This is a genomic window from Serratia sp. CY47280 (assembly GCF_052168655.1).
GTDB classification, from domain to species: Bacteria; Pseudomonadota; Gammaproteobacteria; order Enterobacterales; family Enterobacteriaceae; genus Serratia; species Serratia bockelmannii.
In genome coordinates this window covers 157,120-170,756 of record NZ_JBJNMG010000009.1, presented here as the reverse complement: position 1 = coordinate 170,756, position 13,637 = coordinate 157,120, and the positions used below count along the sequence as shown (strand labels likewise).

Below are 13,637 nucleotides of genomic sequence, written 5' to 3'. Positions count from 1 at the left end.
CCGTTGGGGCGCGGTGCGCCGCGCCCCTGGGCTTACAGAGGAAATCATCGTGAAAAAACTGATTAATCAGGTCGAGTCGGTGTTGGAAGAGCAGTTGCAGGGGCTGGCGGAGGCCCATCCCGAGTTGCTGGTGCACGCGGATCCGGTGTTCGTGACCCGCGCCGACGCGCCGGTGGCGAGCAAGGTGGCGATCCTGTCCGGCGGCGGTAGCGGCCACGAGCCGATGCACTGCGGTTTCGTCGGCGAAGGGATGCTCGACGGCGCCTGTCCGGGCGAGATTTTCACCTCGCCGACGCCGGATAAAATGTACGAGTGCGGTCAGGCGATCGACGGCGGCGCCGGCGTGTTGCTGCTGATTAAGAACTACACCGGCGACGTGCTCAACTTCGAAACCGCCACCGAACTGCTGCACGACAGCGGCGTCGCGGTGGCGACGGTGCTGGTGGATGACGACGTGGCGGTCAAAGACAGCCTGTTCACTGCTGGGCGACGCGGGGTGGCCAACACCGTTCTGATGGAGAAACTGCTGGGCGCCGCCGCAGCGCGCGGCGACGATCTGGACAGCGTGGTGACGCTGGGGCATCGCATCAACAACCACGGGCATTCGATTGGCATTGCGCTGGGTGCCTGTACCGTCCCCGCCGCCGGCAAACCGTCGTTCACCCTGGCGGAGAACGAGATGGAGTTCGGCGTCGGCATTCACGGCGAGCCGGGCATTGCGCGCCGCACGTTCACCACGCTCAACGCGGCGGTGGACGACATGTTCCATACGTTGATCGACCACGGCCACTATCAGCGCACGATCCGCGTCTGGGATCGTCAGCAGGGCGAGTGGCGCGACGAGATGCAGACCAAGCAGCCGCTGACGCGCGGCGATCGGGTGATCGCGTTGGTCAATAACCTGGGTGCCACGCCGCTGTCCGAGCTGTATGGCGTCTACCATCGATTGGCGGAGCGTTGCGCCGAGGCGGGCATCATTATCGAACGCAACCTGGTGGGTTCTTATTGCACCTCGCTTGATATGCAGGGTGTGTCCATCACGTTGTTGAACGTGGACGACGAGCTGTTGTCCTTGTGGGATGCGCCGGTGAAAACGCCTGCGCTGCGTTGGGGTTGCTGAGGAGGAATTATGGCGTTGACCAAACAACAGGTCGTCGATTGGCTGATGCGTTGCGGCGAAGTATTCAGCCGGGAGCGCGATTTTCTCACCCAACTGGACACCGAGATCGGCGATGCCGACCACGGTCTGAACATGAATCGCGGTTTCAATAAGGTGGTGGAAAAGCTGCCGTCGGTGGCGGACAAGGATATCGGCTTTATCCTGAAAAACACCGGTATGACGCTGCTGTCGAGCGTGGGCGGCGCCAGCGGTCCGCTGTTCGGCACCTTCTTCATCCGCGCGGCGCAAGCGGCGAACGCCAAGCAAAGCCTGGATCTGGTGGAGCTGCATCAGGTGATGCAGGAAGGGGTGGAAGGCGTGGTGATGCGCGGTAAGGCGGAGCCGGGCGACAAGACCATGTGCGACGTCTGGTGGCCGGTGGTGGAAAGCCTCGGCCAGTCCGCGCAGCAGAACCTGAGCGTGGCGGAGGCGCTGCAGCGCGCCGCCGACAGTGCCGAGCGGGCGGTGGAGAGCACCATTACCATGCAGGCGCGTAAAGGGCGGGCCAGTTACCTGGGCGAGCGTAGCATCGGCCACCAGGATCCCGGCGCCACTTCGGTGATGTTGATGATGAAAACGCTGGCCGAGGTCGCCGGCAGTTAGCAGGAGGCGAGATGATTAATATCGTGGTGGTTTCGCACAGCGCGTTGCTGGCGCGCGGCGTTGAGCAGTTGGCGCGGCAGATGATGCGCGGTGACGGCTGCAAACTGGCGCTGGCGGCGGGCGTGGATGACGAGCAGCACCCGATCGGTACCGACGCGGTCAAAGTGATGGAGGCGATCGAAGCGGTCGCCGACGGCGACGGCGTTCTGGTGCTGATGGATCTGGGCAGCGCGCTGCTCAGTGCCGAAACCGCGCTCGATCTGCTGGACCCGGACCTGGCCGCCAAAGTGCGGCTGTGCGCGGCGCCGCTGGTTGAAGGCACCTTGGCGGCGGTGGTGGCCGCCAACTCTGGTGCTTCGCTGGAACAGGTGGTGGCGGAGGCGCAGGGGGCGCTGCAGGCCAAGCAGGCACAGCTGGGTGAGGCTTCACCGACGGCGAAAAGCGTGGCCTTGCCGCTGGCGCAGGGCAAAAGCGTAACCTGGACGGTGCAGAACCCGCACGGGCTGCATGCGCGCCCGGCGGCGCGGCTGGTTGAGACGCTGGCGCCGTTCAAGGCCGAGCTGGTGCTGGAGAAGCAGGGGCAGTGCGTCGATCCGCGCAGCCTCAATCAGCTGGCGCTGTTGCAGGTGCGTCACGGCGACACCGTTCGCCTGATCGCCGACGGTGCGCAGGCGGACGAGGCGCTGGCGGCGTTCAAAGCGCTGGCGGAACAACATTTCGGCGAGACGGTCTCCGAGCGGCAGCAGCCTTCGCTGCACGGTATCCCGGTGGCGGAAAGCGTCACCAGCGGACCCGTGTTCCAGGCCCACAGCGTCTGGCCGCCAACCGTCGATCGACGGATTGGTGCGGACGAGGTGTTGGGCGAACAGCAACGCCTGCGGGAGGCGCTACAGCACACGCTGAGCGATCTGAACCGGCTGGCGGAGCGTACCGGCACGCTGATCGGCAAGCCGCAGGCGGCGATCTTCGGCGCCCACAGCATGCTGCTGGACGATCCGGATCTGCAGCAGGCGGCTTACACCCGCATCGCGCAGCAGCTGTGCAGCGCCGAGCAGGCCTGGCGGCAGGTGCTGGGGGCGATCGCCGAAGAGTACCGTGAGTTGGATGACGACTACATGCGGGCGCGCGAATTGGACGTGCGCGACATGCTGCGCCGCACGCTGTGCCATCTGCAGGGGCTGCCGCTGCCGGCCATGGCGCTCGCAGAACCGTCAATCTTGGTGATGGACGAGCTGATGCCCTCGGAGGTGGTGATGCTCGACAGGCGGCTGGTGCTCGGCATCTGCCTGAGCGGCGGCAATGCCCTGTCGCACAGCGCCATTCTGGCGAAGGCGATGGGCATTCCGATGGTGGTCGGCATGCAGGATTGCCTGAGCAAAACCCGCAGCGGGCAGAAGGCGATGCTGGACGCCGCGCGCGGGGTATTGCAGCTCAGCCACTAGGCACGCAGCTTGAACTGGCGGATGTCGATCCCGTGCTGTTTGATCTTCCGCCACAGCGTGGTGCGGCCGATGCCCAGCAGCTGCGCCATCTCCGTCACCTGGCCACGGCTGACGGTCGCCGCGCGCAGGATCGCCTGGCGTTCCATGTCCGTCAGCGTCAACAGCGGTGCGCCGGGCTGCGGGTCGCTTTCCAGCAGCGACGGCTGGCCGAGCAGGTGCGCCGGCAGATCCGCCAACTGGATGTGGTGGCCGTGGCAAATCATTGCCGCGCGCTCCACCACCCCTTTCAGTTCCAAATCGTTGCCCGGCCACAGATAAAGCGCCAACTGGGCCATCACCTCGTCATCGACCCGGAAGCGACACTGAAAATGCTGCTCCAGCGTGCGCAAATGGTGTTTGACCAGCAGCGGAATATCGCTCAGCCGCTGGCGCAGCGGCGGGATCAGGATTTCGAACGCCTGCAGGCTGTAAAATAGCTGGCGGCGGAAACGGTTTTGCTGCACCAGCAGCGGCAGATCGGCGGCGCTGCCGGCGATCACACGCACATCGACCGGGATCACCCGGCTGGAATTGAGGCGGATCACCACGCCGGTTTTCAACACCTGCAGTAGCGCCGACTGCATCTCCGCCGGCAGGTATTCGATCTGTTCGAGGTACAGCGTGCCGCCGTTGGCCAATTCGAATTTACTGAGCTGGCCCGCCTCTTCTTCGCTGGCGTCGTTGCCCAGCAGCTCACGTAGCCCCTGCGCCTGCGTCAGCAGCTGGCAGTTGAGGGCGATATACGGCCCGGCGGCGCGTTCGCCGGCGTTGTGGATAGCCTGGCTGAGCAGCTCTTTGCCAACGCCTTCTTCTCCGCGCAACAGGATCGGATGCTGGCCTTTGGCCGCCTGCTGCCCGTAACGGATCAGTCGCCGCATTTCCAGCGAGGTGGAGGGCATCTGTTCGAAGCTGTGGCTGACGCGCCCCAGCTGGCTGCTGACATACTGGCGCAGCCGTTCGAGCGGGTGCAGCAGGGCGATGAAACTGCAGCGATCGCCGTCGAAAATCGGCTTGAGCGTCAGCAATGCGGCGATAAATTGTCGCTGACTTTCGAAGGTGACTTCGACGTGTTGCAGCGGTTGGCGATCGGCGATGGCGCGCTTGAGCAGCGCGGGCAGCGTCAACAGCTGCGTCAGCGGCTTGCCCTGGCTCTGCTGTTCGTCCAGCTTCAGCAGGCCGGCGGCGCGCTGGTTGATGTATTGCAGGTAGCCGCGGTGATCCCAGGCCATGACGCCGTCGTCCACGCCGTCCAGCAGGCCGTAAAGCTGATTCAGATGGCGGTTGGATTCCGCCAGCAGGCCGTCGGCGTTCAGCGAGTTACCGATTTCGCGGGCGATGGCCAGCGTCAGCGACAGATCGCCGGCGGCGCAATCGGGCAGCAGGCAACCCAGGGCGATCGAGCCGCGTTGGCGGCCGCTGTTGTCGTAGACCGGCGTGGCGCAGAACGACCAGCCGTGCAGCGCCTGGCGCACATGCTCTTCACCGCTCACCCGTACCGGGTGGCCTTCCGCCGCCGCCAGCGCCGGAGCATTGGTGCCGATCTGTCCCTCGGCCCAGTAAGCGCCGGGGGCGAATCCCAGTTGCTGCAAATGCTCCCAGGTTTGGGCGTCGCCGCAATGCCACAGCGTGCAGCCGCTCTCGTCGAGGATCAGCAACAGACAACGTCGCGGCTCCATGTATTCGCAGGCGTCTTCCAGCGCCGCCTGGCCAAGCGTCAGCAGATCGTTCTTGCGGCGGCAAATCGATTCGAAGGTGGCGCCCTGAGCGCGGTGCGGTGCCTGCCAAACGTCTGGCTGCATCAGGCTGCGGCAGCGCAGCCAGGAGGCGTAAACGGCTTGTGTCGGGCGCAGCGGCGGCGGCAGTTCACCGTCGTTAATCAGCCGCTGCCAGCGTGAATCGTTGTCCATCGAACCTCATCCAGACTGCGAAAACGAGAGTGAAGATGATACCACCTGGTGTAGCGGCGGCTGTGAGGCGGTGGGCAGAAGCGGGGAAATCGGGGCAAAAAAAACGGGGCGCGGCGCAGGCCGGACCCCGTGTTTATCAACGTGCGCGCATCAGTTACGGAATGGGTTGCCGCTGTGGCGAGCCGGTTGGCTGGTGGTAACGGCCGGCGCGGATACGCGAGTGGCCGCCGGTGCCGGCGCCGCGGTTTGTTGCATCGGCGCATTGTCCTGATAACCGTCCGCATAGGCGTCCTGCGCGCGGTTTTGCGGTGCGACGGCGTCAGGCGCGGTCGACACCGGTTTGCCCAACGCGCCATTCAGCAGCAGCAGATCGTTCTGGTTCAGCGTGCCGAGCGCCGACTTGATGTTCAGCTGGTTGATCAGATAGGTATAACGCGCGTCGGACAGTTGACGTTTGGCGTTATACAGGGTGGTGGTGGCGTCCAGCACATCGACGATGGTGCGGGTACCGACCTGATAACCGGCTTCCATCGCGTCCAGGGAGCTCTGCGCGGAGATCACCGCCTGTTTGTAGGCGTTAATGCTGCTGATCGAGGCGTTAACGTTGTTGAACGACGAACGCACGGTCTGCACCACGCTGCGGTGGGAGCTTTCCAACTGCTCACTGGCGCCGACGAAGCCGTACTGCGCTTGTTTGACCTGCGAGTTGGTCGCGCCGCCGCTGTATAGCGGCAGGTTGAAGCTGATGCCGACCTTATTTTGGCCCGCATCGGAGTCGCTGTAGCGTGCGGCATTCGCGCCGCCGGTGTTGGAGCCGTTGTATTTGGTATTGCTGATGCCGGTCGACGCGCTGACGTCAATCGTCGGCATATAGCCAGTTTGGGCTGCGCGGATTTGCTCACGCGCCAGATCCTGGCTCAGACGGGCGGACAGCAGGCTCAGGTTGCGCGCTTCCGCTTCTTTCAGCAGGTTGTTCACCGCTTCCGGGCGCTGGGTACTGAAGCGATCGGTATTCAACGAGGCCAGCTCCGGGTAGAAGGCCCCGGTCACCTGGCGCAGCGTTTCCAGCGCGTTATCCAGATCGTTGCGGGCGGAGACTTCGGCCGCCAGCACGGTGTCATAGTTCGAACGGGCGTTCTGCACGTCGGTGATCGCCACCAGGCCCACGTTGAAGCGTTGGGTGGTTTGATCCAGCGTGCGGTAGACCGCGTCTTTCTGCGCCTGGGTATAGGACAGCGTGTCGATCGCTTTCAGCACGTTGAAGTAAGCGGTGGCGGTGTTGAGAATCAGCGACTGCTCTGCGGTCTGGAAGGTGACGTCGGAGATGCCGGCGGTCTTTTCCTGCAGCGTCAGCTGGCGCCATTTCGACATGTCGAAGAGGGTTTGCGTCAATGCCAGCGAACCGCTGGTCACGTTGCTGTTAACGCCATTGCTGTCACGATAACCGTTGGTGTAATCGTAACCTGCGGTTAAACCGAGCTGCGGCAACAGCGGGCTGCGCGCTTCATTGATCTTTTCGAATGCGGCGTCGCGGTCAGCAGCACTTTTGCGCAGATCCGGGTTACTTTCCCTGGCCTGTTTGTAGACCTGCAGCAGGTTCTCTGCCTGGCTCATTGCACTGAAGCCGCCCAGGCTCAGTCCGATAAGAAGGGGGAGCAGTTTCTTCATTTGCATTCCTTGTTGTGCAGCAATATTGCTATGTTAGCGCTGACGATAGACGAAATAGTTGCCGATTCTAGCAGAGTCTGCGGTACGCATCAGGTGGCTGAATGTGCCATCTCACGTAACTTTTACCTTTCAGACCGCCCATTTACCTTGGCGTACTGCCCCGGTCGACTGCAGCTGATATTATGGCTGACAATCCGGATTGTTTCCCGCTATTACCTGCGAGCGCACAAACGTGCCGCATCCGGCGGCGAGAAACAGCCTAACATAAAGCCGCGGCGGAGAGTCCCGCTGTTTCTGTCATCAAAACCGTTTATTTTATCGGCATACTCAAGCAGGAGAATTCGCGCATGAACCGTTCGCAGCCGTCGCCCGTTACTTTCGATAAAAAAGATGTAGAAATTATTGCACGCGAGACGCTGTACCGTGGTTTTTTTTCACTCAATTTATACCGGTTTCGCCATCGGTTGTTCAATGGCGAAATGAGCCCTGAAATCACGCGTGAAATTTTCGAGCGCGGCCATGCGGCGGTGCTGCTGCCCTATGATCCGGTGCGCGATGAAGTGGTGCTGATTGAACAACTGCGCATCGCCGCGGTCGATACCCGTAATTCGCCCTGGCTGCTGGAAATGGTGGCGGGTATGATCGAAACCGGCGAAAGCGTCGAAGACGTGTGCCGCCGCGAAGCGCAGGAAGAGGCCGGCGTGGTGGTCGGGCGCTGTAAGCCGGTGCTGAGCTACCTGGCCAGCCCCGGCGGTACCAGCGAACGTTTGTCGATCATGGTCGGCGAAGTGGACGCCCGCACCGCCGAGGGCATCCACGGTCTGGCGGAAGAGCATGAAGATATCCGCGTCCACGTGGTCAGCCGCGAGCAGGCTTACCGCTGGGTAGAGGAGGGCGCGATCGATAACGCCGCATCAGTGATTGCATTGCAATGGCTGGCGTTGCACCATGAATCGTTGAGAAAAGAGTGGGCCAACTAATGAAACAGCGCTATACCCCTGATTTCCCCGAAATGATGAGATTGTGCGAAACCAACTTCGCGCAATTGCGCCGCTTGCTGCCGCGCAACGATGAAGCGGGCGAAACGGTGACTTATCAGGTGAACGGCGCCGGCTATCGTTTGACCATCGTTGAGTCCACGCGTTACACGTCGCTGGTGGAGATCGAGCAGATCTTTCCGGCGGTCAGCTACTGGAGCCTGCCCGCGATGACGGTGCGGTTGTACCATGACGCCATGGTTGCGGAAGTGTGTTCCAGTCAGCAGATCTACCGCTTTAAAGCGCGTTATGATTATCCTAATAAAAAGTTGCATCAACGCGACGAAAAGCATCAAATTAACCAGTTTCTTGCTGATTGGCTGCGCTACTGTTTGGCGCATGGAGCGATGGCGGTTCCGGTTTGTTAGACAGACTGAAATAACAAAGGACACCATTTGGAAAGCCTGTTTAAACTGCCCGTGGCGAGTGGGGCCGCGGTCAGGATTCTACAAATAACAGATACCCACCTTTTTGCCGGCGAACACGAGACGTTGCTCGGCATCAATACCTATCGCAGCTATCACGCGGTGCTGGACGCCATCCAGGCGCAGCGCCGCGACGTTGATTTGATCGTCGCCACGGGAGATTTGGCGCAGGATCATTCGCAAGAGGCGTACCGCCACTTCGCCGCCGGCATCGCGCAATTGCCGGCCCCCTGCGTGTGGCTGCCGGGTAACCACGATTTCCAACCGGCGATGGTCGACGCGTTGGCCGCCGCCGGCATTGCCCCTTCCAAACAGGTGTTGCTGGGCGACGACTGGCAGGTGCTGATGCTGGACAGCCAGGTGTTCGGCGTGCCGCACGGCGAATTGAGCGAGTATCAGCTCGAGTGGATGGAGCGCTGCCTGCAGGCTCACCCCGAGCGCTATACGCTGTTGCTGCTGCACCATCATCCGCTGCCGTCCGGTTGCACCTGGCTCGATCAGCACAGCCTGCGCAACCCGCATATGCTGGGCGCGATCCTGCTGCGTTATCCGAAAGTGAATACCGTAGTGTGCGGGCACATTCATCAGGATCTGGATCTGGAATGGCAGGGCCGGCGCCTGTTGGCGACGCCGTCCACCTGCGTGCAATTCAAGCCGCACTGCACTAACTTTACCATCGACGACGTCTCCCCCGGCTGGCGTTACCTCGATCTGCTGCCGGACGGCCGCGTCGAGACGCAGGTGTTCCGCCTGGAAAACGACGATTTCCGCCCCGATATGGACTCGGATGGATACTGATGCCTTCGACGCTGCTCTACCTGCACGGTTTCAATAGTTCGCCGCAGTCGGCCAAGGCGGTGGCCTTCAAGGCCTGGCTGGCCGAGCACCATCCCGACATCGAGATGCTGGTGCCGCAGCTGCCGGCCTTTCCGGCGGAGGCCGCCGAGATGCTGGAAAATATGGTGCTGGAACGCGCCGGGCAAACGCTCGGGCTGGTCGGCTCATCGCTGGGCGGCTATTATGCCACCTGGCTGTCGCAGTGTTTTTCCCTGCCGGCGGTGGTGGTCAACCCGGCGGTCAAGCCGTTTGAGCTGCTGGTGGACTATCTCGGCGCCAACGAGAACCCCTACACCGGCCAGCAATATGTGTTAGAGTCTCGGCACGTTTACGATCTGAAAGTGATGCAGATCGATCCCTTGGAGTCGCCGGATTTAATCTGGCTGCTGCAGCAAACGGGCGATGAAATTCTCGATTACGGCCAGGCAGTGGCGTATTACACCGCGTGTCGGCAAACGGTGGAGTCGGGTGGAAACCACGCCTTCGTCGGTTTCGAGCACTACTTCCCCCAGATTGTGGATTTTTTAGGGCTAAACGCGGTCTGACGGACCGTTCCGGCACCTCCCTTTAACCACGAAAAAATAATCAACGATGACTCAATCCAGCTATAACGCTGATGCCATTGAAGTACTCAGCGGTCTAGAACCAGTGCGCCGTCGTCCCGGCATGTATACCGACACGACGCGCCCAAACCACCTCGGCCAAGAGGTGATCGATAACAGCGTCGACGAAGCGTTGGCTGGTCACGCCAAGCGTATCGACGTGATCCTGCACGCCGATCAGTCGCTGGAAGTGATCGACGACGGCCGCGGCATGCCGGTGGACATCCACCCGGAAGAGGGCGTGCCGGCGGTTGAGTTGATCCTGTGCCGGCTGCACGCCGGCGGTAAATTCTCGAATAAAAACTACCAGTTCTCCGGCGGCCTGCACGGCGTTGGGATCTCGGTGGTCAACGCCCTGTCGAAGCGGGTAGAAGTCAACGTGCGCCGCGACGGCAACGTCTATGGCATCGCCTTCGAAAACGGCGACAAAGTGCAAGACCTGACGGTGACCGGCACCTGCGGCAAACGCAACACCGGCACCAGCGTGCACTTCTGGCCGGACGAACAGTTCTTCGACAGCCCGCGTTTCTCGGTATCGCGCCTCACTCACCTGCTGAAGGCCAAAGCGGTGCTGTGCCCCGGCGTCGAGATCTATTTCATCGACAAGGTGAACAACACCGAGCAGCGCTGGTGCTACCAGGACGGCCTGACCGACTACCTGATGGAAGCGGTTAACGGCCTGATCACCCTGCCGGAAGCGCCGTTCGTCGGCAATTTCGCCGGTGATACCGAAGCGGTGGACTGGGCGCTGCTGTGGCTGCCGGAAGGCGGCGAGCTGCTGACCGAAAGCTACGTCAACCTGATCCCGACCATGCAGGGCGGCACCCACGTCAACGGCCTGCGTCAGGGGCTGCTGGACGCGATGCGCGAGTTCTGCGAATTCCGCAACATCCTGCCGCGCGGCGTGAAGCTGTCGGCGGAGGATATCTGGGATCGCTGCGCCTACGTGTTGTCGGTGAAGATGCAGGATCCGCAGTTCGCCGGGCAGACCAAAGAACGTCTCTCTTCGCGTCAGTGTGCGGCCTTCGTTTCCGGCGTGGTGAAAGACGCCTTCAGCCTGTGGCTGAACCAGAACGTTCAGGCGGCGGAACAGCTGGCCGAGCTGGCGATTTCCAGCGCCCAGCGCCGCCTGCGCGCGGCCAAGAAAGTGGTGCGCAAGAAGCTGACCAGCGGGCCGGCGCTGCCGGGCAAGCTGGCGGACTGCACCTCGCAGGATCTGGCCATGACCGAACTGTTCCTGGTGGAAGGGGACTCGGCGGGCGGATCGGCCAAGCAGGCGCGCGATCGCGAATATCAGGCGATCATGCCGCTGAAGGGCAAGATCCTGAATACCTGGGAAGTGTCCTCGGACGAAGTGCTGGCCTCGCAGGAAGTGCACGACATTTCCGTGGCGATCGGCATCGATCCGGACAGCGAAGATCTCAGCCAGCTGCGCTACGGCAAAATCTGCATCCTGGCGGATGCGGACTCCGACGGCCTGCACATCGCCACGCTGCTGTGCGCGCTGTTCGTGCGCCACTTCCGTTCGCTGGTGAAAGGCGGCCACGTTTATGTCGCCATGCCGCCGCTGTACCGCATCGATCTCGGTAAAGAAGTGTTCTACGCGCTGGATGAAGAAGAGAAGGCCGGCGTGCTGGAACAGCTGAAGCGCAAGAAGGGCAAGCCGAACGTCCAGCGCTTTAAAGGGCTGGGTGAGATGAACCCGCTGCAGCTGCGCGAAACCACCCTCGATCCGAATACCCGCCGGCTGGTGCAACTGACGGTAGCGGAAGATGATGTCGATCAGACGCTGGCGGTGATGGACATGCTGTTGGCCAAGAAGCGTTCGGAAGATCGCCGTAACTGGCTGCAAGACAAGGGCGACATGGCCGAATTGGCGGTCTGAGCCTGACCCTGGCCCGGTGAACGCCGGGCCTGCTTTCCCGCAGGGCGTTCATGCGGCGCCCGATAACCTGGGCCGAAATGCATGAAGATCACGCTCGAAGAATTGCTGGCGTTCACCTCGGTGGTCGACAGCGGTTCCATCACCTCCGCTGCCGATCGGCTCGGCCAGACGACATCCGGCATCAGCCGCGCGCTCAGCCGCCTGGAGAACAAACTCGATACCACCCTGATGCGCCGCACTACGCGTCGCCTGGAGCTGACCGAAGAGGGGGAAAGCTTCCTGAGCCATGCGCGTACGATCATCAACTCGGTGGAAAATGCCGAAGAACAAATGGCGGTGCGTCGGCAGATGCCGGCCGGGCGGTTGCGGATAAATGCGGCTGCGCCTTTTATGGAGCACGTCATCGTGCCGCTGGTAGCGGGGTTCAGGGAACGTTATCCGCAAATTTCGCTCGAGCTGAACACCGACAACCTGGTTATCGATCTGCTGGAAAAACGCACGGATATCGCTATTCGCATCGGTGCGTTGCGCGATTCGACCATTCATGCGCGCGCGCTGGGCGCCAGCCGGCTGCGCATCCTCGCCAGCCCGGCTTATCTGCAGCAGCACGGCACGCCGCAGAGTGTGGAGGCGTTGCATCGGCATTGTCTGCTCGGTTTTACCCAGCCGGAATCACTGAACCAGTGGCCGTTGCGCTATCGCCAGGCGCCGCATTTCACCATCACGCCAACGATCTCGGCGTCCAGCGGTGAAACGCTGCGTCAATTGGCGCTACGGGGCGAGGGGATCGTACAGCTGGCAGACTTTATGACCCGTCGCGATCGGGAAGCCGGCAGGTTGGTGACATTGCTGGAGCAGGAGACGCTGGACGTGCGCCAGCCAATCAATGCGGTGTATTACCGCAATACGCAATTAGCGGCGCGCATCACCTGTTTTCTTGACTACGTCAGCGCGCACATCGACGCGCAGACGTTATAAGGCGGAGCTTACAGGGCGTTTTCCAGGATGTAGATCTCGGTGTCCAGCACGCTGTCTTTGAGGGTGTCGCGGTGTTTGAGCATGTGTTCAATGGCCAGATGTTTTTCCAGATGCGCCATGCTTTCCCATTTCTCCAGCATGAACACCGAATCCGGCGACCGCTTCTGCCACGGCGCCTGGGTATTGCTGTCGACCATCGGCGTGTATTCGCCGCAGCCGTCTTCCGCCAGCACCAGCGGCACTAGTTTTTCAATGGCTTGCAGTACGGTGGCGCGGTGGCCGGGTTTCACTTTGATTTCTGCGATTACGGTGATCATGCTTACCTCGTTGATGAGAATGTTCTGCGCCAGTTAAGCAAAAATTTTCGCCAGATGCTCGCGATAACGCGTGATGTCGTCCGCGATATTCGGCTCTTTGATCACATTGTTGCAGATGAAGGTCGGCAGCGCTTCCATCCCCAGGAACTGGTTGGCCTTGTGGAAGTGCAGGTAAACGCCGTCGACGCCGACGCCGTGGAAGAACTGATCGGGATCGGTGAAGGCCTCCAGCGGGGCGTTCCAGGTCAGGCTCAGCAGGTATTTTTTGCCCTGGATCAGGCCGCCGGAGCCATATTTTTTGCTTTCGTCAGAACGAGAGCGGCCGTCGTTGGCATACAGGCTACCGTGGCCGGCGGTGAACACTTCATCGATGTATTTTTTCAGGATCCAGGGTTCGCCCATCCACCAGCCCGGCATCTGATAGATGACCGCGTCGGCCCACAGGTATTTCTGTACTTCGGCTTCGATGTCATAGCCGTCGTCGACCACGGTGACCTGCACATCGTGCTGCAGATCGCGCAGGAAGCTTTCCGCCACGTCGCTCAGGGTTTGGTTGAGTTCGCCGTTGGAATGGCCGAATTGTTTTTTAGCGTTGATAATCAGGATATTGCTCATCTTTCGCGGCTCCCGTCAGAGTTAAGATATGGCATGCTTCCCGCCGAAAAGGCGGAAACCATCTCGCTGGTGACGAGTGTAATCGTTAGTCAGGCAAGTAAAAATGCGATCCGGCGCACAACA

The 13,637-nt window shown here is 61.5% G+C and carries 13 protein-coding genes; 9 read left to right on the top strand and 4 right to left on the bottom strand.

All coding sequences use genetic code 11. The annotated features are described in order from the left end of the window. The first annotated feature begins 49 nt into the window (after positions 1 to 49). Genes dhaK through dhaM form a run of 3 tightly spaced genes read left to right on the top strand, consistent with a single transcriptional unit; the run spans position 50 to position 3,204 of the window. Positions 50 to 1,120, top strand: coding sequence for a dihydroxyacetone kinase subunit DhaK (dhaK, locus tag ACJ8J4_RS23600; protein WP_442516112.1), 1,071 nt, complete (start codon positions 50 to 52; stop codon positions 1,118 to 1,120). A gap of 9 nt (positions 1,121 to 1,129) precedes the next feature. After that, positions 1,130 to 1,762: a dihydroxyacetone kinase subunit DhaL gene (gene dhaL / locus ACJ8J4_RS23595; protein WP_025304312.1), complete on the top strand. Its 633-nt coding sequence runs from the start codon at positions 1,130 to 1,132 to the stop codon at positions 1,760 to 1,762. 11 nt (positions 1,763 to 1,773) lie between these two features. Next, on the top strand, positions 1,774 to 3,204 hold the full coding sequence (gene dhaM / locus ACJ8J4_RS23590) for a dihydroxyacetone kinase phosphoryl donor subunit DhaM (protein ID WP_043142081.1): 1,431 nt from the start codon (positions 1,774 to 1,776) through the stop codon (positions 3,202 to 3,204). Here dhaM and dhaR read toward each other — a convergent pair. Continuing rightward, positions 3,201 to 5,150: a dihydroxyacetone kinase operon transcriptional regulator DhaR gene (gene dhaR, locus ACJ8J4_RS23585; RefSeq protein WP_043142085.1), complete on the bottom strand. Its 1,950-nt coding sequence runs from the start codon at positions 5,148 to 5,150 to the stop codon at positions 3,201 to 3,203. The genes dhaM and dhaR overlap by 4 nt on opposite strands. Before the next feature lie 150 nt (positions 5,151 to 5,300). Next, entirely contained in the window at positions 5,301 to 6,818 is a 1,518-nt protein-coding gene (gene hasF, locus ACJ8J4_RS23580; RefSeq protein ID WP_164063356.1) for a multidrug efflux transporter outer membrane subunit HasF, read from the bottom strand. A 347-nt stretch (positions 6,819 to 7,165) separates the two neighbouring features. On the opposite strand from hasF, the gene nudF reads away from it, so the two are divergent. The 6 genes from nudF (at position 7,166) to ACJ8J4_RS23550 (ending at position 12,582) form a co-directional block, all read left to right on the top strand. Continuing rightward, the gene (nudF, locus tag ACJ8J4_RS23575) at positions 7,166 to 7,798 is read left to right on the top strand and encodes an ADP-ribose diphosphatase (RefSeq protein WP_043142088.1); all 633 of its coding nucleotides are present in this window, start codon (positions 7,166 to 7,168) and stop codon (positions 7,796 to 7,798) included. After that, positions 7,798 to 8,223 (top strand): DUF1249 family protein, encoded by a 426-nt coding sequence (locus tag ACJ8J4_RS23570; protein ID WP_004937244.1) that lies wholly within the window; start codon positions 7,798 to 7,800, stop codon positions 8,221 to 8,223. Before nudF ends, ACJ8J4_RS23570 begins: the two co-directional genes overlap by 1 nt. Positions 8,224 to 8,250: 27 nt before the next feature. Then, the gene (gene cpdA, locus ACJ8J4_RS23565) at positions 8,251 to 9,078 is read left to right on the top strand and encodes a 3',5'-cyclic-AMP phosphodiesterase (protein WP_060434581.1); all 828 of its coding nucleotides are present in this window, start codon (positions 8,251 to 8,253) and stop codon (positions 9,076 to 9,078) included. Continuing rightward, positions 9,078 to 9,662, top strand: a complete 585-nt coding sequence (gene yqiA, locus ACJ8J4_RS23560) for an esterase YqiA (protein ID WP_025304306.1) — start codon at positions 9,078 to 9,080, stop codon at positions 9,660 to 9,662. The genes cpdA and yqiA overlap by 1 nt, the downstream gene beginning before the upstream one ends. Positions 9,663 to 9,708: 46 nt before the next feature. Continuing rightward, positions 9,709 to 11,604 (top strand): DNA topoisomerase IV subunit B, encoded by a 1,896-nt coding sequence (gene parE / locus ACJ8J4_RS23555; RefSeq protein ID WP_025304305.1) that lies wholly within the window; start codon positions 9,709 to 9,711, stop codon positions 11,602 to 11,604. A gap of 81 nt (positions 11,605 to 11,685) precedes the next feature. Beyond that, positions 11,686 to 12,582 carry a LysR substrate-binding domain-containing protein gene (locus tag ACJ8J4_RS23550; RefSeq protein WP_060448052.1) on the top strand — a complete coding sequence of 299 codons (897 nt, stop codon included), beginning with the start codon at positions 11,686 to 11,688 and terminating at the stop codon, positions 12,580 to 12,582. 8 nt (positions 12,583 to 12,590) lie between these two features. Here ACJ8J4_RS23550 and ACJ8J4_RS23545 read toward each other — a convergent pair whose 3' ends face one another. Both ACJ8J4_RS23545 and ACJ8J4_RS23540 read right to left on the bottom strand, forming a co-directional pair. Then, a complete protein-coding gene (locus ACJ8J4_RS23545; protein ID WP_025304303.1) occupies positions 12,591 to 12,899 on the bottom strand; it encodes a putative quinol monooxygenase in 309 nt (102 codons plus the stop codon). A 33-nt stretch (positions 12,900 to 12,932) separates the two neighbouring features. Further along, positions 12,933 to 13,514, bottom strand: coding sequence for an NAD(P)H-dependent oxidoreductase (locus ACJ8J4_RS23540; protein ID WP_049204421.1), 582 nt, complete (start codon positions 13,512 to 13,514; stop codon positions 12,933 to 12,935). Positions 13,515 to 13,637: the final 123 nt, after the last annotated feature.